This is a genomic window from Rheinheimera sp. B2H12 (genome assembly GCF_059620065.1).
Map to the genome: position 1 here is coordinate 674,876 of NZ_CM184363.1, position 20,125 is coordinate 695,000.

At 47.3% G+C, this 20,125-nt stretch carries 18 protein-coding genes and 1 tRNA gene; 8 read left to right on the forward strand and 11 right to left on the reverse strand.

The annotated features are described in order from the left end of the window. Positions 1 to 7 precede the first annotated feature (7 nt). Together AC53GJ_RS02980 and AC53GJ_RS02985 are read right to left on the reverse strand one after the other, a co-directional pair. Positions 8 to 646 carry a hypothetical protein gene (locus AC53GJ_RS02980; RefSeq protein ID WP_496731051.1) on the reverse strand — a complete coding sequence of 213 codons (639 nt, stop codon included), beginning with the start codon at positions 644 to 646 and terminating at the stop codon, positions 8 to 10. Next, a complete protein-coding gene (locus AC53GJ_RS02985) occupies positions 618 to 1,181 on the reverse strand; it encodes an RNA polymerase sigma factor (RefSeq protein WP_496731052.1) in 564 nt (187 codons plus the stop codon). The genes AC53GJ_RS02980 and AC53GJ_RS02985 overlap by 29 nt, the downstream gene beginning before the upstream one ends. A gap of 242 nt (positions 1,182 to 1,423) precedes the next feature. Between AC53GJ_RS02985 and AC53GJ_RS02990 the strand changes: the two genes are divergently transcribed. Beyond that, the gene (locus AC53GJ_RS02990; RefSeq protein WP_496731053.1) at positions 1,424 to 2,029 is read left to right on the forward strand and encodes a DUF3833 family protein; all 606 of its coding nucleotides are present in this window, start codon (positions 1,424 to 1,426) and stop codon (positions 2,027 to 2,029) included. Here AC53GJ_RS02990 and AC53GJ_RS02995 read toward each other — a convergent pair. Further along, positions 2,020 to 3,570 carry a DUF3369 domain-containing protein gene (locus AC53GJ_RS02995; protein WP_496731054.1) on the reverse strand — a complete coding sequence of 517 codons (1,551 nt, stop codon included), beginning with the start codon at positions 3,568 to 3,570 and terminating at the stop codon, positions 2,020 to 2,022. The genes AC53GJ_RS02990 and AC53GJ_RS02995 overlap by 10 nt on opposite strands. An 83-nt stretch (positions 3,571 to 3,653) precedes the next feature. Then, positions 3,654 to 4,043, reverse strand: a complete 390-nt coding sequence (locus AC53GJ_RS03000) for a DUF2721 domain-containing protein (protein WP_496731055.1) — start codon at positions 4,041 to 4,043, stop codon at positions 3,654 to 3,656. Positions 4,044 to 4,163: 120 nt separating this feature from the next. Here AC53GJ_RS03000 and AC53GJ_RS03005 point away from each other — a divergent pair, with 120 nt between their 5' ends. Then, complete coding sequence (locus tag AC53GJ_RS03005) at positions 4,164 to 4,757, forward strand: YhgN family NAAT transporter (RefSeq protein WP_496731056.1); 594 nt, start codon at positions 4,164 to 4,166, stop codon at positions 4,755 to 4,757. Between the two features lie 96 nt (positions 4,758 to 4,853). Then, positions 4,854 to 5,456, forward strand: a complete 603-nt coding sequence (locus AC53GJ_RS03010) for a YjaG family protein (RefSeq protein WP_496731057.1) — start codon at positions 4,854 to 4,856, stop codon at positions 5,454 to 5,456. Between the two features lie 40 nt (positions 5,457 to 5,496). On the opposite strand, the gene rsmD is transcribed toward AC53GJ_RS03010, so the two are convergent. Further along, the gene (gene rsmD, locus AC53GJ_RS03015) at positions 5,497 to 6,135 is read right to left on the reverse strand and encodes a 16S rRNA (guanine(966)-N(2))-methyltransferase RsmD (protein ID WP_496731058.1); all 639 of its coding nucleotides are present in this window, start codon (positions 6,133 to 6,135) and stop codon (positions 5,497 to 5,499) included. An 81-nt stretch (positions 6,136 to 6,216) separates the two neighbouring features. Here rsmD and ftsY point away from each other — a divergent pair, with 81 nt between their 5' ends. The 3 genes from ftsY to ftsX are packed head-to-tail and all read left to right on the forward strand — an operon-like array spanning position 6,217 to position 9,268. Continuing rightward, entirely contained in the window at positions 6,217 to 7,614 is a 1,398-nt protein-coding gene (ftsY, locus tag AC53GJ_RS03020) for a signal recognition particle-docking protein FtsY (protein WP_496731059.1), read from the forward strand. A 2-nt stretch (positions 7,615 to 7,616) separates the two neighbouring features. Further along, positions 7,617 to 8,300 (forward strand): cell division ATP-binding protein FtsE, encoded by a 684-nt coding sequence (ftsE, locus tag AC53GJ_RS03025; RefSeq protein WP_496731060.1) that lies wholly within the window; start codon positions 7,617 to 7,619, stop codon positions 8,298 to 8,300. Further along, entirely contained in the window at positions 8,297 to 9,268 is a 972-nt protein-coding gene (gene ftsX, locus AC53GJ_RS03030; RefSeq protein ID WP_496731061.1) for a permease-like cell division protein FtsX, read from the forward strand. Before ftsE ends, ftsX begins: the two co-directional genes overlap by 4 nt. Before the next feature lie 47 nt (positions 9,269 to 9,315). On the opposite strand, the gene AC53GJ_RS03035 is transcribed toward ftsX, so the two are convergent. After that, positions 9,316 to 10,026, reverse strand: coding sequence for a DUF445 domain-containing protein (locus AC53GJ_RS03035; RefSeq protein WP_496731062.1), 711 nt, complete (start codon positions 10,024 to 10,026; stop codon positions 9,316 to 9,318). Between the two features lie 265 nt (positions 10,027 to 10,291). On the opposite strand from AC53GJ_RS03035, the gene AC53GJ_RS03040 reads away from it, so the two are divergent. Further along, entirely contained in the window at positions 10,292 to 11,269 is a 978-nt protein-coding gene (locus AC53GJ_RS03040) for a sensor domain-containing diguanylate cyclase (protein ID WP_496731063.1), read from the forward strand. Between the two features lie 15 nt (positions 11,270 to 11,284). Here AC53GJ_RS03040 and AC53GJ_RS03045 read toward each other — a convergent pair whose 3' ends face one another. After that, positions 11,285 to 12,244 (reverse strand): porin, encoded by a 960-nt coding sequence (locus tag AC53GJ_RS03045; RefSeq protein ID WP_496731064.1) that lies wholly within the window; start codon positions 12,242 to 12,244, stop codon positions 11,285 to 11,287. Positions 12,245 to 12,760: 516 nt separating this feature from the next. Here AC53GJ_RS03045 and AC53GJ_RS03050 point away from each other — a divergent pair. Continuing rightward, positions 12,761 to 14,389, forward strand: a complete 1,629-nt coding sequence (locus AC53GJ_RS03050; RefSeq protein ID WP_496731065.1) for a methyl-accepting chemotaxis protein — start codon at positions 12,761 to 12,763, stop codon at positions 14,387 to 14,389. Positions 14,390 to 14,731: 342 nt separating this feature from the next. Here AC53GJ_RS03050 and AC53GJ_RS03055 read toward each other — a convergent pair whose 3' ends face one another. The 4 genes from AC53GJ_RS03055 to AC53GJ_RS03070 form a co-directional block, all read right to left on the reverse strand. After that, positions 14,732 to 15,583, reverse strand: coding sequence for a restriction endonuclease (locus AC53GJ_RS03055; protein ID WP_496731066.1), 852 nt, complete (start codon positions 15,581 to 15,583; stop codon positions 14,732 to 14,734). Between the two features lie 431 nt (positions 15,584 to 16,014). Then, positions 16,015 to 17,760: a retron Ec67 family RNA-directed DNA polymerase/endonuclease gene (locus tag AC53GJ_RS03060; protein WP_496731067.1), complete on the reverse strand. Its 1,746-nt coding sequence runs from the start codon at positions 17,758 to 17,760 to the stop codon at positions 16,015 to 16,017. Positions 17,761 to 18,886: 1,126 nt separating this feature from the next. Beyond that, positions 18,887 to 18,963, reverse strand: a tRNA-Arg gene (locus AC53GJ_RS03065). Between the two features lie 204 nt (positions 18,964 to 19,167). Next, positions 19,168 to 20,121, reverse strand: coding sequence for a hypothetical protein (locus AC53GJ_RS03070; RefSeq protein ID WP_496731068.1), 954 nt, complete (start codon positions 20,119 to 20,121; stop codon positions 19,168 to 19,170). Positions 20,122 to 20,125 lie beyond the last annotated feature (4 nt).

Genomic DNA, 20,125 nt, shown 5'->3' on the forward strand with positions numbered 1-20,125 from the left:
GACTCCATTAGTGGCTGTCGCGGCTGGGTTGGGCCGCCGGGATATAATTTAATCGGGCCTGGCTCGGCTGGACATTGTCCTGCCAGTACTGCCAATCGGCCTGACGTTGCTGATTGAGATATTCCACTAGCTCGACCATATCGCTGCGCCGGGCTTTTTGTTCATTTTCAGACAGATAGTCTTTGAGCATAATCAACTGACTACTTTGTTGCTGCTGCGATATCGCCAGTTGTTGTTGCAGATATTTCTGCTGTTCTAACTGGAAACTGGCCAGCATAGTGCTCAGTTGTTGTTCGTCCTGTTGCTGACTCCAGCTCAGAGCCAGAGCTCCGGACTGCAGTTGCAACTGCAACGGAGAAATACTGATGATCAGGGCCAGCGCTGACATACCGACACTCAGTTGTGGCCACCAGCTTTGCCAGCCACGGCTGGGCCGCTGATGACCCCACTGTTGCCGGAACATGCTGCTGGTATCTATGTCTGGCATCGGCTCAAACCTTGGTGCACTGGCATCCCGGCGGATCATTTGCGCGCTGATAAAACGCTGATACCAGTCACTGTCCGGGGTTAATTGCCGGGCGCATTGTTCATCACTGATAGAGCCTTCGAGCCAGGCTTCAAAAATTTGCTGATTGTTCAACATCATGGACCTCCAACTGCGGCCGCAGTTTATCAAGAGCGGCATAAAATCTGGACTTGGCGGTGTTGCTGGAAATGGCCAGTTGCATGGCAATTTCGTCAAAGGTAAATTGCTGATAAAAACGCAGTTCCACCACCAGTCGTTGTTCCGGTGGCAGCAGTTTTAGCTGCTGCCTGACATCTTGTTGTCGTTGTACAGTATCCAGTTGCTGCTCCTGGCTTTGGCTGTCATCACAGAGCTGATCGCTGACATCCGCCAAATCCTGCATCGGTTTGCGTTTGCGCAGCATATCTACAGCCCGGTAATTGGCAATACCAAATAACCAGGTTTTAAAGCTGCTGTCGCCGCGGTACTGCGCCAGATTGCGGCATAACACCAGCAATACATCCTGCAATAAATCGCGGGCGTCATCAGCATTGCCCATCAGTCGCAGGCTGTAGCAATACAGCATGCTCTGATAACGACTGACCAGTTGTTGCCAGGCGCGTTCATTGCCATCCAGTGCCTGTCGGATCAGGCTGTCGTCACTGCGTTTAAACACCTTGGTCTGCTTCCCGCTTTATTGTTATTTACTGGTCTGTCGTTTTGTTGTTGCTGATTGGTCGAAGCTACACTGGATTTAGTTTGCTGCATGTTGAAATTTTTTATTATTTTTCTAACGTTCTGATCTTTCTGCGTATTTCATCTTAGCTTTGCAAATAGGTCCGGTAAAGCGACAACTTTGGATCCAGCCAGCCTGTGCTTGCGTACTTGTGTCATCAAAGTTTTTTTCTGGAGGGAGTCATGCGTCGTTCAGCGTTGTGGGTCAGTTTACTGGGTTTATTTGGTTGTAGTCAGTCGGTGCAGGATTATCAAGCGTTGCAGCCGGCTTTTAGTTTGCCCGGTTTTTTTCAGGGCAGCAGCCAGGCTTTTGGCGTGATGCACGATTGGCAAGGTAAGCAGTCGGTGCGTTTTACCGCCGAACTCTGTGGTCAATGGCGTGGCATGGAAGGGGATCTGTATGAGATTTTTACCTTCAGTGATGGCCGTATCGATAAAAGACACTGGCGGTTGCAACAAAGTGCCGATGGGGCCGTCAGCGGCAGTGCCGAAGATGTGGTAGGGGTTGCGACCGGCCAGTTAGCTGGCAATACCTTGTACTGGCAGTATGTGCTGAGAATTCCACAACAAGGGGATTATATTGATGTCACTGTCAAAGACTGGTTGTATCTGATTGATGCGGATCAGTTGATTAACCGTTCCACCTTACATAAATTTGGCCTGACCGTTGGTGAACTGACGCTGGCCATTACCCGGCAGGATCGGGCGGCCGATTGCACGGCCTTTATCAATCGGTATCAGCAAACTGAGCGTACTGTGGCGCTGGTGCCGGTGCCTGCTCAACCCTGATGATCCGGGTAAGCATCACGAATGGCAATAAACTCGTCGATGTTACTTAACAAGATATCGACCAGCACAGGGTCAAACTGTTTGCCTTTTTCATCGGCCAGATACTGCAGTACTTTTGGCATTGGCCAGGCGGCTTTATAACAACGTTCGCTGGCCAGTGCGTCAAACACATCGGCCAAGGCAGTGATGCGACCGGCAATCTGGATTTGTTCGCCAACCAGACCCCGCGGATAACCCTGTCCATCCCAGCGTTCATGATGTTCATAGGCAATCACTGCGCCTTGCTGCAAGATCTCGTTTTGTGATTTTTGCAAAATCTGATAACCAATTTCGGCGTGCTGGCGCATGATGGCCCATTCATCGGCATCATGTTTACCCGGTTTATTCAGAATATAATCCGGGATGGCGATTTTACCGACATCGTGCAGCGGCGATGCCAGTTTGATTTTTTCCGCGTCATAATGACTGAGGCCATATTTCAGTGCCAGCATAAAACTGAAGTTTGCTACTCTTTTGACATGACTGCCGGTTTCTTTCGAACGTTTTTCCACCGCCTCGCCCAGGATATAAGACAGCTCGCGCTGGCTCTCTTTAATCAGCTCGCGCAACCGGATATTTTCATAGGCCACCGCAATATTGCTGGAGAAATAACTGAGCAGATGATGATCAACCTGATCAAATTTGCTGTCTTTACTGACATACAACAGATTTTCCAGACCACGGCTGGTGGTAAAATAACCGACAAAATAATCGTCGCCCTGATAGGACTGCTTCAGGTGATGGACTCGGGTCAGTTTTTCTACCACATCGGCCGGCAGTTGTGGATTGTGGCTCAGATCCAGGCCGCTGGCTGCGATAATATCCAGCGACAGATGTTGTTGTTTTGGATCGCCGGTGGCGGCACAACAATAAATTTGCTGATGATCAAGCCCCAGCAGATGGGCGGCTTGTGCCAGAATATTTGAGGCAAATTCGGTCAGACTTTCACATTCTAAAAAACTGACCGTTGAGGCGATAATTTTTTCCAGGCCCTTTTTGTTGTTATCAATAATGCAAATATCCCGGTACGACCTTAACGAGGAATACAACAGGGTTTTGAGCTTAATGGCGGTGACTTCGGTTTTGTTTTTGTAATCGTTAATATCGTAATCGCGGATCACACTTTCTTCCGGCGCTTCGCCAGGTTGGCCGGTGCGTAAAATCAGCCGGATTTGATGTTGTTGCAGCTCACCACGGATGGCTTTAATCAGATCCAGACCAGCATGATTGGTCTCCATCACGACATCCACAATAGCCACCGCAATATTTTGCTGCTGTTCCAGCATCTTACGTGCTTCTTTGGCACTGTAGGCATGTAATAGTTGGACAGGCCGGCCTTCAAAGCTAAAACCACGCAGCACCAGACTGGTGATCTGATGGATGCTTTCATCATCATCCACAATCAGCACCCACCAGGGTTGCTGACTGCCGATTTCAGGTTCAGGATCTTGCGCCCAGGTCAGTGCGGTATCCTGCTGGAAAAGAAAATCTGTATGACTCATAGACTCAGCTCAGAAGAATGAACCTGTTAACTATGGCTGAGTTTTATCAAATTGGCAGGGCTAATGATTGATAAAATATTGAGTTATCGATTTTCTAGTGATTCCAGTTCAATGTTGATGGCATGACAGGAAATCTGGATTTCATATAAAGAAATCAACAGGCTTAATAACAAGCTGGCTAAACTGGCGCCAAAACACAGCTGCCCAACCAACTCCCAGTTCAGAAATAAGCCAAACATTGACAAGGTACAAAGCATAAAACTAATCACGCCCCAACGTTGCATCGAGCGGATCAGCACAATGCGCTGGCGCAGGTTAACGATTTGCCGTTTGGCTAAATCCCGCACCTGATCCCCTTCGCGGTTGTTTAATTGCCGGATCAACTGCGCCAGTACCAGAAATCTGTTGGTATAAGCCAGCAGCAATAATGAAATGGCTGGAAACAGCAAGGCCGGTGTGGTGATTGTCATCATCAAAAAACTCCTGCAGTGGCAGTGCAAGCAGCGGATGCTGATCGCAACAAATTGATTCGCCTGAATTCTGAACACAGATTACACTGGAATGAGCATAGTATACCCGAGGGGCTGATACAGATGGCAGTGGATTTATGGAGCGCGATGCTCACGTTGTTTCTGATTATGGATCCGCTCGGCAACTTGCCGGTGGTGGTAGCTATTTTAAAAGACTTAAAACCCGAACGCCGTCGTTTTGTGCTGATCCGCGAGCTGTTGTTATCTTTGCTGATCCTGGTGTTGTTTTTATATGGCGGTCAGAGTTTCCTCAGTGTATTGGGGGTGAAAGAAGAAGCCGTCAGTATTGCTGGCGGTATTATTTTGTTTTTAATTGCCATCCGGATGATTTTTCCGCCACCAGGTGGCGTGGCAGGTTTAAAAGAAGGCGAAGAACCATTTTTATTTCCGCTGGCGGTGCCGATGATCGCCGGACCTTCGATCCTGGCGGCGCTGATTCTGCTGGCTAATCAGCAACCCGGCCAGATGCTGGATTGGACCTTGGCGCTGGTCGGCGCCTGGGCGCTCAGTTCAGCCATTTTACTGTTTGCGCCTTTATTGCACCGGGTGTTAGGTGAGCGAGGTCTGACCGCGATGGAAAGGTTGATGGGCATGATCCTGGTGATTATTGCGGTACAGATGTTCTTAAACGGCTTGGGTCATTATTTTGGGCAATAGCATCTTGCTGGTTCTGGCGCGGCGCCTTGGTGTATCATGGCGCCAGTTTAAATATGCTGCCCGCAGGGCAAATTCAGCGACAACAATGGATACCTGATGAATTCGAAAGCCAATAATTTTCAGCTGATGCGCGGTTTGGGGTTTTACCAGCAAGCGGCCATCGCGGCCACTTTACTGGAGAGAATGATCCCCAGTTACCAGTTGTTTGCCGAAGTCAGTCAGTTTGGGGATGCGGCCTTGCCACGGCATGTGCTGGATCTGGTGTGGGAATGGCTGCAGGTGCGCCGTGCCAAAATCAACTTTGATAAATTACAGGAAGAGCTGGAACTGATCACACCTGAAGTGAATAACTTTGATATGTTTGGTGTTTATCCGGCACTTGATGCGATGACGGCGCTGGATACCATGCTCAACGGTATCACCCAGCAAGACAGCACTGATTTTATTGACGTGGCTAAAATCTCCCAGGCGTCAGTGGCGCGGCTGATTGAGCATGAATCTGCTGATTTGGACATCACCACCGAAGCCGAGTTGAAAAAAGTGGTGCGTGAGCATGAACTGATGCATTACGAGATGGATTGCCTGGCCGAATTAATTGCGCTGGTGCAACCTATCCAAAGTTTTGGTCGCACCGAAGTGCAACTGCTGAAAAGCTGGGTACAGGAACAAGGTGTCACCAATCTGGGCATGGAACTCTGAGTCAACTCAACCGGTGCCGGAACTGGCACCGGTGTCGACGCTAAACCAGGTTGCTCGTTACCGGTGGTTGAGCCGTGTTGACGTCCTGCCGTTGATACAACCGGTAAGCCAGTTGGCCGGCGATACTTTCTTTGTACAGGCGCCAGTGTGCTGGCAGGCTGGCCAGGTTCAGTTCCTTTTCACATTCCAGATAAATCAGCGCATCTGCGGCCAGCCAGCCTTGTTGTTCCAGCAATTGTGCCGCCGGTAATAATAACTGCTGGCGAAAAGGCGGATCCAGAAATACCAGATCATAGACACGTTTGGCAGGTTGTTGCAGATATTGCAGGGCGTTGGTCTGGATCACCTCTGCGCGCTGGCAGTTCAGCGTCTGCAGATGTTGTTGTAATTGCCGTACTGCGGTTTTATCCAATTCCAGCAAAGTGGCAAATTCAGCCTGACGCGATAGGGCTTCCAGCGCCAGACTGCCACTGCCACTGAAACAATCCAGCACGGTCCGGCCTGCCGTTTCCTGCATCAGCCAGTTAAATAAAGTTTCTTTCACCCGATCTGTGGTTGGCCTTAAACCCGCTGCATCCAGCACTGGTAAACGCCGGCCACGCCACTGCCCGCTAATGATCCGGACAAAACCTGGTCCGTTATGGCTGGGGGCTGGGGGCTTTCTGCTGCTGGATTTCATCTGGAGTTTATGCCTGATTAATAAAAGTGATAGTATAAGCGGCGATTTTACCTGAGTTTCTGAATTCTGACAGCGAACCCTATGACAAAACCTAACAAACTGTTTTCCTGGCTCGGCTTTGGTAAAAAACCAGCCGCTGATAGCCAGCCAGCCAATACACCGGCGACTGCGACTGAAACCGTCGCGCCAACGACGGCGACCGAAGCCGTCATCATGCCTGCAGCCGTCAGTCAGAGCGAATTGGCCACTGCGGTGGCGCCTGTTGCAGAGCCAGTACCTGAGCCTGTGGCAGAACCGGCGGCACCAGTGTTAGCCGCGGCTGAGCTGGTAGCACCGACGGCAGCTGAGGTGACTGAAATCACTGCGGCAGCAGCTGTCATTGCGACTGTACCAGCACCTGGCCAAGCTGAAGCTGCGACTGCCGTCACGGCAGTGACAGCTCCAGCTCCGGCAGCAATTCCACCTTCAGCACCCATTCAAGCACCAGCACCAGTTGCCATACCGGCGCCGGTCGCAGTGACAGCTGCCACCACAACCTCAGCACCTGCTGAGAAAAAACCAGGCTTTTTTGCCCGGTTGAAACAAGGTTTGAGTAAAACCAGCCAGAATCTGGGCAATGGCTTAGCCAGTTTGTTTCTTGGTAAAAAAATTGATGACGATCTGTACGAAGAGTTAGAAACTCAGCTGCTGATGGCCGATGTCGGGGTGGACACCAGCCAGAAACTGATCAAGCAACTGATCCAGCATGCCGATCGCCGCCAGTTAAAAGATGCCGACAGTCTGTATGAAAAATTACAGCAGGAAATGGCGCAGTTGCTGGATGTGGTGGAAAAACCACTGCAGGTCGACAATCCGGATGGGCCTTTTGTCATTCTGATGGTTGGCGTCAATGGCGTCGGCAAAACCACCACCATCGGCAAAATGGCGCAGCAGTTTAAACAACAGGGTAAATCAGTGATGCTGGCTGCGGGTGATACCTTCCGTGCTGCCGCAGTTGAACAGTTGCAGGTCTGGGGCGAGCGCAACCAAATTCCGGTGATTGCCCAGCACAGCGGGGCCGACAGCGCTTCGGTGATTTTTGATGCTTATCAGGCGGCCAAGGCGCGCAAAATTGATGTACTGATCGCCGATACCGCCGGTCGGTTGCAGAACAAAGCCCATTTGATGGAAGAACTGAAAAAAATCGTTCGGGTGATGAAAAAAATTGACGGCGCCGCTCCGCATGAAGTGATGCTGACACTGGATGCCGGCACCGGCCAAAATGCCCTGAGTCAGGCGCGGTTATTCCACGAAGCAGTGGAGCTGACCGGTATTTCCCTGACCAAACTGGATGGGACGGCCAAAGGCGGGGTGATTTTTGCCATTGCCGATCAGTTTAAATTACCGATCCGCTATATCGGCGTCGGTGAAAGTATTGATGATTTGCGGGTCTTTCACAGTCAGGATTTTATTCGGGCGCTGTTTAACAAGGAATTTTAACTATGCTGCGTTTTGAGCAGGTCAGCAAAAGTTATCCGGGTGGTTTTACCGCGCTGGACAGGGTCAATTTTCATCTGGCTAAAGGTGAAATGGCTTTTCTGACCGGCCATTCCGGCGCAGGTAAAAGTACCTTATTACGGCTGATCAGTCTGATAGAGCGGCCTTCCGCCGGGCGGGTAGTGATTAACGGTGTTGATTTATCGGCAGTGAAAGCCGGGCAAATCCCCTATGTGCGGCGTGATATCGGGATGATTTTTCAGGATCATCGCTTGCTGGCCAATCATACCGTGTTTGATAACGTGGCGTTACCGCTGGTGATTGAAGGTTTTACCGGCCGGGATATGGCGCGACGGGTGCATGCGGCGCTGGATCAGGTCGGTCTGCTGGATAAAGCCCGTTGTCTGCCTGCTACTTTATCCGGTGGTGAAGCGCAGCGGGTTGGGATTGCCCGGGCTATCGTGAATAAACCGCCGCTGCTGCTGGCAGATGAACCGACCGGCAATCTGGATCCGGATTTATCTAAAGATGTAATGCGGATGTTCGAAGCTTTTAATCATGCCGGCGTTTCAGTTTTGATTGCCAGCCACGATTTGGGGCTGATTGCCCGCATGCGTTACCGCACCATGACGCTCAAACAGGGCCGGATGATTAACGACGGTCTGACCCATCAGGAGGAGAGCCTGTGAGTTTGTTATTTTCCGGTCGTGCGGTTGGCGCCAGTGCGGCGCAACCTGGCTTGCTGCAACGCTGCAGCCGGTTTTTCCTGACCCATCTGCGTCAGGCCATTACCAGCCTGGGTGAACTCTGGCGCTCCCCCTTGTGGGCCTTTGTCACTATTATGGTGTTGGGTGTCAGTATGACACTGCCAACCACTTTACATCTGTTGGTGAAAAACGTGCAGCAGGTCAGCGACAGTTATGATCAGTCGTTTGAAATCAGTTTGTTTTTGCAGACCAACGCCAGCCCAACCGATGTCGCCACATTGCTGACGATTTTACAGGCTGATAGTCAGGTCGCCAAAGTGCGGTTGATTGATAAAGACTCCGCCATGACTGAATTTAAACAGCAATCCGGTTTTGGTGAAGCGCTGGCGTTTCTGGATGACAATCCACTGCCTGATGTGTTGCTGGTGACACCAAAAATCAATCAACCGGCAGTGGCTGAAGCCTTGATGCAAAAACTGCAAAAAGAGCGTTTTGTCGAGCTGGCTAAACTAGATATCAGTTGGCTGGAGCGGCTGGCTGCCATGATGGCGTTGTTGCAGCAAGCGGTTTATACCATAGCCGCCTTGTTGCTGACGGCCGCCTTGTTGGTGATTGGTAATACCATCCGTTTGTCGATTATGGACAAAAAAACTGAAATCGAAGTGATGAAGCTGGTCGGGGCGACTGATGCCTTTATTCAGCGGCCGTTTTTGTATACCGGTATCTGGCTGGGCTTGTTTGGTGGTTTACTGGCCTTTTTGGTGGTTGAACTGATGTTGTGGTGGTTAACGGGCGCTATTGGTAAAGTAACTCAGTTGTATCAAAGTGACTTTCAATTGACGTCGCTGAGTTTTGCTGAATTCGGCATCTTATTGGCCATCGCCATTGCGCTTGGCCTGACCGGCTCTTATATCGCGGTGCGCAGTCATATCAGCGCCATTGAGCCTTAAAAAAGCAGGCTGGTGCCGCTCTGGTGCCAGCCTTGTTTACTTTTGGCTTACCTTGCACCAACCGCAAAACTGAACAGACCAATGGCGGCACCAAACACGCCACCCCATACCACCAGCCAGCCCAAATGTTGTTGGATCAGATCCTGGATCAGGCTTTTCACCAGTTCAGGTGTCAGCTCGTCCAGTCTTGCTTGCACTATCGCGGCGATTTTCGGTTGCAACTGCGTCAGATTATCCGCTGACGTCAGTTGTTGTTGCAGTTGTTGCTGCACCGCGTCGCTGTCTGCCATTTCCAGCAATGAAGCACGCAGATTATCGGTAAAAGGTTGTTGTAACGGTAATAACACCTGGGCGCCGCCAAACATCGCCAGCATGCCGCCGAGTGATGATTTTTGCACTGTCTCCAGCAAAGCATGAAAGGCCGGGCTTAAATCGATGCTTTCCAGCACCGGTCCCAACTGCAGTTTGGCAGTGGAATTGTCGTCGCCAGGAGCCAGCCGCTGTAAATTGTCGACACTGAAAAACTGCTCCATCACCAAGCGGTGTAAGGCTTGTTTTAACTCGGTAAAACGGGCCGGGATCACACCTGAGCCATAGAGCAGTGGCACTTTTTCAAATAACATATGTACTGCCAGCCAATTGGTGACAGCGCCGGAAAAAGCAAATAACCCCATGGTCCAGAGCCAGGGCAAAGCTGCCAGCCAGCCCGCAGCCATCGCCAGTAACGCTAACAGATTGGTAACCAGACTTTTATTCATCAACAGACTTCCTGCAAAAAATGTGGATTTTAATCAGCCGGCAATTGTAGAGCAAGACAGGCCAATGCACGATGACAATTATGTGGCTGTCACCGGCAATTGCTGGAATCTTGTTATACTCAGTGTTTGTCGTTCCGAGAGTCGTTCCGAGTGTCGTTCCGAGAGCCATGCCAGCACCCTTGCCTGTCCGCCACTGTGCTGGTCCGGTGATCGTTGCTGCCGGCATGGCCGCAGTGCAAACAGGAACCGCTGAAGAGGTGATAAGATGCAGCAGCCTGAACAAGACATCATGGATAATTTTCAGCGCTATTTTTTTCATTCGCTGGATTTGATCCCGGTGCCGGTGCTGGTATCGGCACCTGAATTGGATCCTGTCAGCGGACAAGAGATGAATCGCCGCCATTTGCATCTGAACAAAGCATTTGTCGAGGAATTGGGGTACCAGCTGGCCGATGTACCGGATATGCATAGTTGGTTTGTCCGGGCTTATCCGCAGTCTGAACATCGGCAGTACCTGCTGCAACAATGGCATCAGGCGGTGCAACAAGCGTTAGCCAGTGGCGAAGACAGAGTGCAGATGCCCGGTCTGATTACTTGTGCTGATGGCCAGCAACGCTGGTTTGAAGTGCGGGCGCAATTAAAAACCTATTCGCAATTGCCACAGGCCAGTCTGCCAGACTGGCATATTGTCACCTTCAAAGATATCCATCACCTGCGTTTGTCGCTGGATCAGATCCAGCTGTTGTCAGATAAAGATCCACTGACCCAGTTGTACAACAGGCGTGGCATGGAACACTGGTTAAGTCAGCACCAGCCCAGCAAACTAGGGGTGGTGCTGATCGATCTTGATCACTTTAAGCAGATTAATGATTTTTATGGCCATTTTGCCGGCGACCATCTGCTGGTGCTGGTTGGCAGCTTGCTTAATCAAAGCTGCAACACGGCAGAATGTGCAGTGCGCTGGGGTGGAGAAGAATTTGTACTGCTGATTGCCGGTGCCGATCTCAGTCACACCCTGCAACGGGCGGAACAACTCCGTTGTCGTTTTATGGCGGAAACCTTCAGCTGGTATGGCGAACAAATCAGTGCCACTTTCAGTGCCGGCTGTAGTAGCGGCCCTATCAGGGCCGATGCCGCAACCGACCTGAGCAGTCAACAACAACTGCAGTTATTGCTGCAACAGGCCGATTTAGCTTTATATCAGGCCAAACTACAAGGCCGGAATCGGGTATTAGCAGGTTAAGGCATTTGCCTGCGGTTAAAAATTGTATTTAAAACCAACAGCTGCTGAATTGTCATCGGTGCTGACAAAATCCAGATCTGACAGCATCGCATAGATGGTCAGATCTTTTTGCAGGGTGTAATCCACGCCCAGACTCCATAAGGTGCCGGTTTCTTTGGCGCGAATTTTACTGTCATCGCGTTGCCATTGCAGCTTGTAGGTCAGGCTGTCACGGGCAAAAGCCAGTTCGGCCATCAGCGTATCTCCTTCCAGTGGCCGGCTGATATGCTCGCTTTTTTGATACATCAGGCCGCCGGATAAAGTGCCTTGCAGCATGTCGACCAGTTTCATATGCAATAAAATACGTTCGGCATCCAGATTATTCAGCTCATGGGTTTGACCAATCGCCAGATAATAGCCATGGGTTTTAAAACTGGCATCGCCATAACTCAAAGTCCAGTCATAACCGCCGGCAATTTCGTCGCTGGCACCAGTCTGGTAAGTGGCAGACCACTGCCAGCCCATCATCACTGGTGAAGAGTAACCAATAATATTTTCCAGCCGATCCTGCCCTGGTGTTAACTGCGCTATATCATTCAGGCTTTCGTTAAATAAGTCGATTTTGCCTTCAGACTTTTTAAAGCGGGTATCGTTTTTACCAAAAAACACTTCACCAAAGCTACCGGCCAGACCAATATAAGTATTGCGGCTACCAAGTTTGTGATCTTTGTTGGCTTTGTCCAGGCCATTCACCTGCCACTCATACACCATAATCAGATCGACATCGTCGGTCAGTTGCTGTTTGGCTTTAAAGCCCAGCCGGCTGTTTGGCGCTTCAATTTGCCAGCCCTGATCGGCATAACGATACAATCCATTGTCGACATGCAGAGCTTGCAGTTCAAGTTTGCCATACAGATCCCATTCAAAAGCGGCGGCCGGTTGAGCCAGCATGGCACTGACGACACATAAAGCGGTACGACAGATTGTTATTTTCAAAACGTTTCTCCTGCAAAGATGCTGTGGCAATGTTCAGACTGCCACTGGTTATCCCTGCAAGTTTAGTGGCAGGATCGGCAAATCGGCAAATAATGCTTGTCTCTTTTGTCCTGAATTGTGGTTTTAGCTGGAAAATTAGTCGGTGATCGCTGGTTTTTTTAGCGTTTACGGTTGTGACTGCTGCTTGCTCTGCTACAGAGTCAGGCAATTATTTGGCAAAAAATAAGATGATTATCGGGACAAATGCTGCTTTTGCGCTGCAGGGCTAAGAAAGCATTAGCAAGTTACAATCGCTTGCGGCTAAAATAGCGCGCTTCGGTCCTGTCGGGTTCGTCAGGATCTCATTTCAGTAACATCAGTTGGTACCTGAACGACACAAATTCAGCATTTTGAAAATTGTCGCCTATAGTAAAGAAACGCTAATCACCACAAGTGGCAGATTTTTATCTGCGCGCTTAGGTATTTCGTTGTTGCTTACCAGTTGAACCATGCTGAAACCAGCTCACAGGAAGTCTCATGTTTAAAAATACCTCATTGAAAAATATCATTTTTACCATTTTATTACTGTTCAGTGCCGCTTTGGTGACGCTCAGCCTGTATTCCTGGAATAATGCCCGCGCCAGTGAGCAGGGCATGATCGATTTGTATCAACTGTCGGCGTTACAGGTGAACCCTATCACCGATATCTATGGCTTGACCTTGCGTAGCCGGTTGGCACTGGCAGGTGGTTTTATTGAGTTACAGGACGGCCAAACCGATAAAGCCCAGATCAGTGCGCAACGGGCAGAAAAACTGTTAAAGGATGCTGAAGCGAAGTTCAGCACCTTTATTGACATTGGCCTGAAGACCGAAAACAAAGCGCTGGTGCAGCAATTGCAGCAGGCTTTTGATGTTTATTTTGCGGCGGTGGAAAAAACCGCGTTTGAACTCAGTAACGGCACAGCACAAAGTTATATCACAGCCAATCTGGCGGCGCGGGATGCCAATTCGCAAGTCGCAACTTTGTTACAGCAATTTGTCGAGCAGGCCAATACCACTAACACCGAATATATGAAAACCGCTGCCAGCCGTTATACCGGCACCACAGTGATTTCAGTGGTATTTATGGTGCTGGCGGTGCTGGCATTATTTTTGAGCTGGCAGATCATTAAGAGTATGTTGATTGCGCCGCTGCAACTGGCGGGCAGTCATTTTGAACGGATGGCGAGTGGTGATTTGACTGGCCGCATCGACAATGACAGTCATAACGAAATTGGGCTGCTGTTCTCTGGCATGCAACATTTGCAGCAAAGCCAAAAAGATACCATTAGCCAAATCCATAGCACTGCCACTCAGTTGGCTTCGGCGGCGGAAGAGCTGAGTATTGTCACTTCTGAGAGTTCAAATGGCCTGGATTTACAAAACGCCGAGTTGCAACAGGCGGCGACAGCCGTCACTGAAATGACGGTGGCGGTGGAAGATGTGGCGCAAAATGCCTTATCCACGTCAGATGCATCGCAACAATCCAATTTGCTGGCCAGCCGCAGTCTGGATGAAATGAAGTTGACCATAGCGCAAACGCAAAAAATGGCGACGGAAATGCAAACCTCTGCCGCGCTGGTGCAGGAATTATCAGTGCAAGCCAGTAACATTGGTCAGGTGCTGGATGTGATCCGCGCTGTGGCCGAACAAACCAACTTGCTGGCGCTGAACGCGGCCATCGAAGCGGCCAGGGCTGGCGAAGCCGGTCGTGGTTTTGCCGTGGTGGCGGATGAAGTCAGAGCGCTGGCACATCGCACGCAAAATTCGACCCGCGAAATTGAGCAACTGATTAAACATATCCGCCTCGGCACAGCGCAAGCCGTCAGTTCGATTGAGGCCAGCACCGGCTTAGCCGATAACACTGTTGCCATGGCAAATAAAGCAGGGGATGCCTTTGAACAAATTTGCCAGTCTATCAGCCATATCAATGAACGTAATTTATTGATTGCCACGGCATCCGAGCAACAAGCACACGTCGCCCGCGATGTGGACCGCAGCCTGGTAGCGATTAAAGACTTAGCGGTACAAACCTCCGCCGGTGCCAACCAAACCAACGCCGCCAGCCAGGAACTGGCCAGCATGGCCAGCCATCTGATGGATATGGTGAAGAAGTTCAGGTTGTAATTAGAACCTTTATTGACAGCGGCGGCGGTTGTGGCTGCTGCTGTCAGCGCACGTTCTTCACGCCGGAACGGCAAGATAAAAAGCTCGGCTGTTCGCATGAAAATTATCACACGGCTGCACCAGTGGCAGCTGGAACAGGCCGTAGCTCGCTCTTTACTTTTACTTGGAGAAATTAAATCTGCCATAACATCAAAATACTTGTCTGCAAGTTTAGTGTAGAAGTCAGGAACATAATATTTGCAAAAACTGATATGCCTACTTAAAAAAGTCTGTCTATCGATGAAGCAACGGGGCGCAGTTCAGAAAACCGGATGGGTTTGATTTTCAATTTGTGACAGGCCCCTAAGTTACAGCCTGCCTTGTGCCTCGACAGCTAGGGTATCTGCTACAACCAAAAAAGGAATTACCGGCATTTGCTCCGCGCTTAGCTGTTCTCAATACCATCTGGCTATTACAAATTGGACACAATATGAAGTTCGGTGAATTGCTTTCTAGTTGAGTCGGGTTGGTTAAGTTTGCAGGTATCTGTAGTCTGTTTTTAATCGAATGAAGCAGTAACCTGCCGTCAACAAGCTCAATTGCTTTGCCTTTTGCAAAAGTTGCTGCATCAGCTGTAAATTCGCCAGAGGCAACAACAAAAGCACCGTTTGCATATTCTGCTTTCATCACACCGTAGATTTCTCTGACGACATTGACCGGAACTTTACTGCTTTTCCAATGCTTACATTGTACCAAAAATAATTCGTCATTTTCGGAACGTAACCGCAGATCAACACCACCATCGGCTCGTCCTCCTGTTTCTACCACTTTATAACCAAGCTCTTTAAAATACTGCCCAACGAGCATTTCAAATTCTGACCAGGTGATTCTCTCGAGTGCTTTGCTGGCTTCTACATGAGTGTTATTCCGTACCCCAGTGATTAATGAAAGACGTTTTAACATGCTCAATGCTGATTTCAAGGATCCAAGCATGATCACTGCTGGAAGAACGTAACGTGCAATACTGGCAACTTGATAAACTATGCTGTCAAAAAGGTGCGCTACAGGTTGTTTAGGATCAAGTGTTGGCATCACAACAAAACTGTTGATGAAGAAGTAACTGACAGGCGCAAGAATGATACCTAACCACCATGGTAGTTTACTGAAGATGAAATAAAGGTCGTTGAGAAAAGTTGATTGATCGCGTCTTGCCATCCTTGAATAAATCCTTGCTAAAATCCATTTAATTTCATGCTATTTCACGAAGTATTCATTTACCCATCAGTTTGTAAAAATCATTCATATCAGTGATTTAATAAATGAATATCTATAAAAAATAACACAACTCAAATAAAAAACGAATTGAAAAATGCTCTCAGTGGTCTGTCTCTATACTTTTTCACCAGCACATTATGCTGTGATACATCACTGAGTTATCGATACCTAAAAAAAGTCACGACACGAAGCTCGTTCTAGCTACAGCTTCAATAGTCTTAGAAACATTGTCCGCGTAGTAAAGATAGCTATGAATACTTATACTGATTGATTCGTGATTTTTAATAGATAATTAATAAATTTAATCAATCATTGATTTGTTGAAATTATTTATTGTGATTCTTTAAAGGTCAAAAACTCCTTTCTGATTATTATTTATTAAGTCTGTAGTCAATAATTGCAAGCTCAATTCTTTTCAAAATTGTGCTGAATAGATTGAAATCAATTTGTTTTCTCATTTTTTGTACTACAGCTATTGAGAATATATTTTTACCATATTCGGTGCTAGTGTCAGTGTCATTTTTAGGATTAAAAATTTTGTTTCCTATTTTTATTTGTAAAATATCAGGAGGGAAAAAGTCTTCCATTGTTGTTTTGTGCTTTACATCATTTCTTGGAGTGAAAATAACATAGAGGTTTTTAGTTATGCGTACAAAATCGGCATCCCTGATATAATCGTTTTTTTTGTATAATGGATGGTTTTTAGTGCCTGCAATGAGTGAAACTATATCATTGGCACCGTCATCGTTATCCAGAAGGATTATTACAGGATTTTCAGGTTTCCAGAATTTAATGTGCTTAATTTTCTCATTGTAATTTTGAATTAAATTTTTAAGATAGCTTGTTCCGCCGTATAGTCCCATTAAATACTTTGTTCTGTCGTTATATTTTAGAAAATCGATGAGAAGTTCAAGTTTATCTGCCTTTCTTTCGCAGAGCTCATTGTGATTTTTTCCAATGCTTCTTAATGCTTCCTTTAGATAAATTATATCAGTTTTACCTTCGCATAATATCATCGGCGCTTTGTTGGCATGAAAGTTTTTGTAAAATAAAAATTTAGAAAAATTTCGTTCCCTTACATTTAGTAAAGGAAATTTATCGATAGTGTGACTTTCGTTTTTATATATTGGCTTTATATGCCCTTTTGGCCTTTTGTTATTCAGTTTATCTAAAGAGTCAATGAAGTTAAGCATTCCATAGATACGATGAATGCTACCTTGGACAACTTCTCCTTTATCATTTAGATATGTATAAGCGCCACTAGTAAAAAGCGAGTGGCACATTGCCCTAGCATTGCGCCAATACTCACTTTTAACATTAAGCTTTTTATTGACAACGACGCCAGTTACGCTTTGTCTAGAAATATTAAGATCTATTCTCGTTTTTTTCTCATTCACTGAAAATCCAGATCTTGATATTTCTTGTTTTACTGAACGCCCTATATGGATTATGTCATCTTTTACGTATGCAACTGATTTGCTTAGCGCCTGCTCTCTTGTTGAAAATGTTATATCATCTGCATAACGACTATAAGAAGCATTGTTTTTTTTGGCGATTCTAGACAGTCTAATGTCTAATGACTGGGCTATGAAATTTGATATTACAGGGGAGCAAGGACTGCCTTGAGGTAATTTATTATCATAGCAGGCGATCTTTGCAATTAGCGTTGCTACATTTTTATTCAATTTGAAGTTGTGGTTTTTAATGAAGAACCCTCTAACTCGTCCAAAATTAATGCTAGGAAAGAAGTCTTTTAAATCGATATTTAGTAGTGACTTTTTATTTTTGTGTAGTTCGGCGTTTGTGAATATCGATTTTTCTCTTTCAAAACCATGGTTGAGGCAGTTTTTTGTTTTCGTGTTTTCTAATATTTCTGCCTTGCAATCCATTAGCAAATTAGAAAGCCGAGACTGTATGTCTTTTAATTTTTTATTTGGAGCTAGTATTTCTCTTGTCCCTCCCGACTTTTTTGGTATTTCGAATCTTCTATAAAGTTCGTCAGGTGGGTCGATATATAAAGTTCTAGTTAGAAACGAAGGTTTGATGTCTAACAGATGTGCAATATCTTGTTTGGTTGCGGAGTTTTTCAGTAATTGAAGTTTTGTAAGAGTGTGCATCCATTCTCTCTTCGGATTAAATTAAAAGTGGGTCTATAGGCACTCCTATGCGCGGCTGGGCTATCGAGATTCGACGAGCTAACCGATTAAAGCGTGTCCATCGGACATTTGTTTCACAAGTTGCGAATCACAACTCAAAAATCTGCCTATAGACCCGTTAAAAATACTACATGAATTGTATTTGTTTTGGAAATAGATATTTGAGTGCTTCATTCGAAGTGAATGTATTATTTCATTTAAATTCATTGAAAATGCTTTTTATGTAAATTTTTTTTGTTAATTACAGCTGTAGTATAGAGCGGTTTTTTTCATTAAATTAATGTTTTTAACAAATGACCCCATAGCTAAACTAAGAGTAAACCATGATGTTTAGATGACTTCAGAATTGCTCAGTAAGTAAGTTGCATCCGAAACTGCATTTTTGCATTGAAAACAGCATATGCAAAAACTCCTGCTTGAAGATGTCCTTTTTCATTAATATTCAATTAAATCAATGTGATTCGTACCAACACTTTTGGACACCTTGCTAAGTGCTTAAAAGGTTCTATTAGCGAAGCAAAGCGTAACTTAGATGAAGCTACCAGATGGAACTCTCGATATGTATTGTCATCTAAGTTTGACAACGACTTAAAAGCTCTGTTTACTGAAGGTTCAGAAGTGGAAAATACTTTTGGAGTAACTTAGAGTCTTTGTTATAATGCGCGTCCACGGGGAAGTAGTTGGAGGAAAGGGCTATATGTATAAACTTAATGATGAGACTTGGGTTTAACGCTTTAAACGAATTACACGACCCAACCAAATTTTATGAGCCGATTAGGAAACTAATCGGCTTTCTAATTATTAAATCCCATCAAAAAATAACCTTAAGAACCTGATACAACATCGCCCTCACTAGACTAAATACATCTAGTTCATTATTACACGCGATAAATCTGCAACATGGGCGCTGCATGGAGAAAGTGACAGCTTCGCAACGTCAAAACGGCAATCCTGCCGTTTTTGACTCGCCGCATGCTGCGACTCGCCCTGCGCGCTGTGCCAAAACGCTCCAGGCGTTTTGGTCGAAGAAGGTTCAAATCTGTGTATACACCAAACAAAAAAACCACCGCAAGGGTGGTTTATTGTTTGGCGCACACATCAGGATTCGAACCTGAGACCTCTGCCTCCGGAGGGCAGCGCTCTATCCAGCTGAGCTATGCGTGCGCGACGGTTGGCATTGTATGGTGCCGGGCGGCGCTTGTCCAGTTGCAAAAGCGTTGCTTTGCTTACTTTATCAATCGATTAGTCAAATTTTAACCAATTCGGGCTGTCGGGGGGCAAGCCGTGCTGGTTGCCTGCTTGCCATTGCTGAAATTATCAGCAATATCCGTCTGGGTTAGCCGCAGCCGCGGCGTCATGGCGTCCGGTTTAGAGCAACTGGCTGATTTTGTGATAATCCGGCATGCTGCTGGCTGGGATCCATTCCGGCTGAATTTGTTGCAACAGTTGGCGGGCTTGTTGTGGTTGGCCGAGCCGGTACTGGCATTCAGCCAGATATAAAGCTGACAGATTTTGCAGGGCGATATCGGCAATGTGCTGATAACCTTGTTGCGCCTGCCGGAAATGCTGCTGCGCCAGTTGCCAGTGATTGGCGGCATAATAATTTCGCGCCAGATTATAATGTGCTTCTGCCAGCTTGGCCGGATGTTCGATCTGGCTAATCATGACCAGCGCCTGTTGCCGATAAAATCTTTCTTGCTCACGCTGATCGAGCCGCAAAGCGAAATGCCCCAGATTATTGTACAAATCATATTTTAAGATCAGGTCGCGGCTATGGTGTAACTGATGCTCCAGCGCACGTAATTGCTGGTAACCCAAGTCATATTGCTGCATATAGAGCAGTAAATTGGCCAGCCTTAATTGGGTGACAAACTGCGGCGAGGCTTGTTGCAACTGGTCGAGCAGCGCGATCGCTTGTTGGACAAACAGCTGGCTTTGGCTGTGATCATTAAATAAATACAATAACTTGGCATGATAGATATAAAGCCGGGCCCGGAAAGCGGGCGGCGCATCTTTGGCGCTTAACAACGCCGTCGTTTCGCTCAGTAAGGCTTTTTCTTGCCTGAGGGTAAACATGCTGTCGAGCTTTAATAACATCAGCTCATACCACAATAAGCTATGTGGCCGGCTTTGCTCTAGTTGTTGCTCAACCTGCGCCAGACAGCGGGCACCGCTGAAATTGCAGTCTTGTTGGACTTTGCTGCTGATTTGCTGCAACTGTTCAGCCGGACTGCTCACCGTATCGTTATTGAACTGTGCAGTCGCTGCGCCGGACAGCAATAACAACGGTATTATCTGAGGTAATTTTATATGTTTCAGCATCAAG

Coding starts and splice junctions, on each gene's coding strand:
- AC53GJ_RS02980 (WP_496731051.1), bottom strand. CDS start 646: ATGATGTTGAACAATCAGCAAATTTTTGAAGCCTGGCTCGAAGGCTCT.
- AC53GJ_RS02990 (WP_496731053.1), top strand. CDS start 1,424: ATGCGTCGTTCAGCGTTGTGGGTCAGTTTACTGGGTTTATTTGGTTGT.
- AC53GJ_RS02995 (WP_496731054.1), bottom strand. CDS start 3,570: ATGAGTCATACAGATTTTCTTTTCCAGCAGGATACCGCACTGACCTGG.
- AC53GJ_RS03000 (WP_496731055.1), bottom strand. CDS start 4,043: ATGATGACAATCACCACACCGGCCTTGCTGTTTCCAGCCATTTCATTA.
- AC53GJ_RS03005 (WP_496731056.1), top strand. CDS start 4,164: ATGGCAGTGGATTTATGGAGCGCGATGCTCACGTTGTTTCTGATTATG.
- AC53GJ_RS03010 (WP_496731057.1), top strand. CDS start 4,854: ATGAATTCGAAAGCCAATAATTTTCAGCTGATGCGCGGTTTGGGGTTT.
- rsmD (WP_496731058.1), bottom strand. CDS start 6,135: ATGAAATCCAGCAGCAGAAAGCCCCCAGCCCCCAGCCATAACGGACCA.
- ftsY (WP_496731059.1), top strand. CDS start 6,217: ATGACAAAACCTAACAAACTGTTTTCCTGGCTCGGCTTTGGTAAAAAA.
- ftsE (WP_496731060.1), top strand. CDS start 7,617: ATGCTGCGTTTTGAGCAGGTCAGCAAAAGTTATCCGGGTGGTTTTACC.
- AC53GJ_RS03035 (WP_496731062.1), bottom strand. CDS start 10,026: ATGAATAAAAGTCTGGTTACCAATCTGTTAGCGTTACTGGCGATGGCT.
- AC53GJ_RS03040 (WP_496731063.1), top strand. CDS start 10,292: ATGCAGCAGCCTGAACAAGACATCATGGATAATTTTCAGCGCTATTTT.
- AC53GJ_RS03050 (WP_496731065.1), top strand. CDS start 12,761: ATGTTTAAAAATACCTCATTGAAAAATATCATTTTTACCATTTTATTA.
- AC53GJ_RS03055 (WP_496731066.1), bottom strand. CDS start 15,583: ATGGCAAGACGCGATCAATCAACTTTTCTCAACGACCTTTATTTCATC.
- AC53GJ_RS03060 (WP_496731067.1), bottom strand. CDS start 17,760: ATGCACACTCTTACAAAACTTCAATTACTGAAAAACTCCGCAACCAAA.
- AC53GJ_RS03070 (WP_496731068.1), bottom strand. CDS start 20,121: ATGCTGAAACATATAAAATTACCTCAGATAATACCGTTGTTATTGCTG.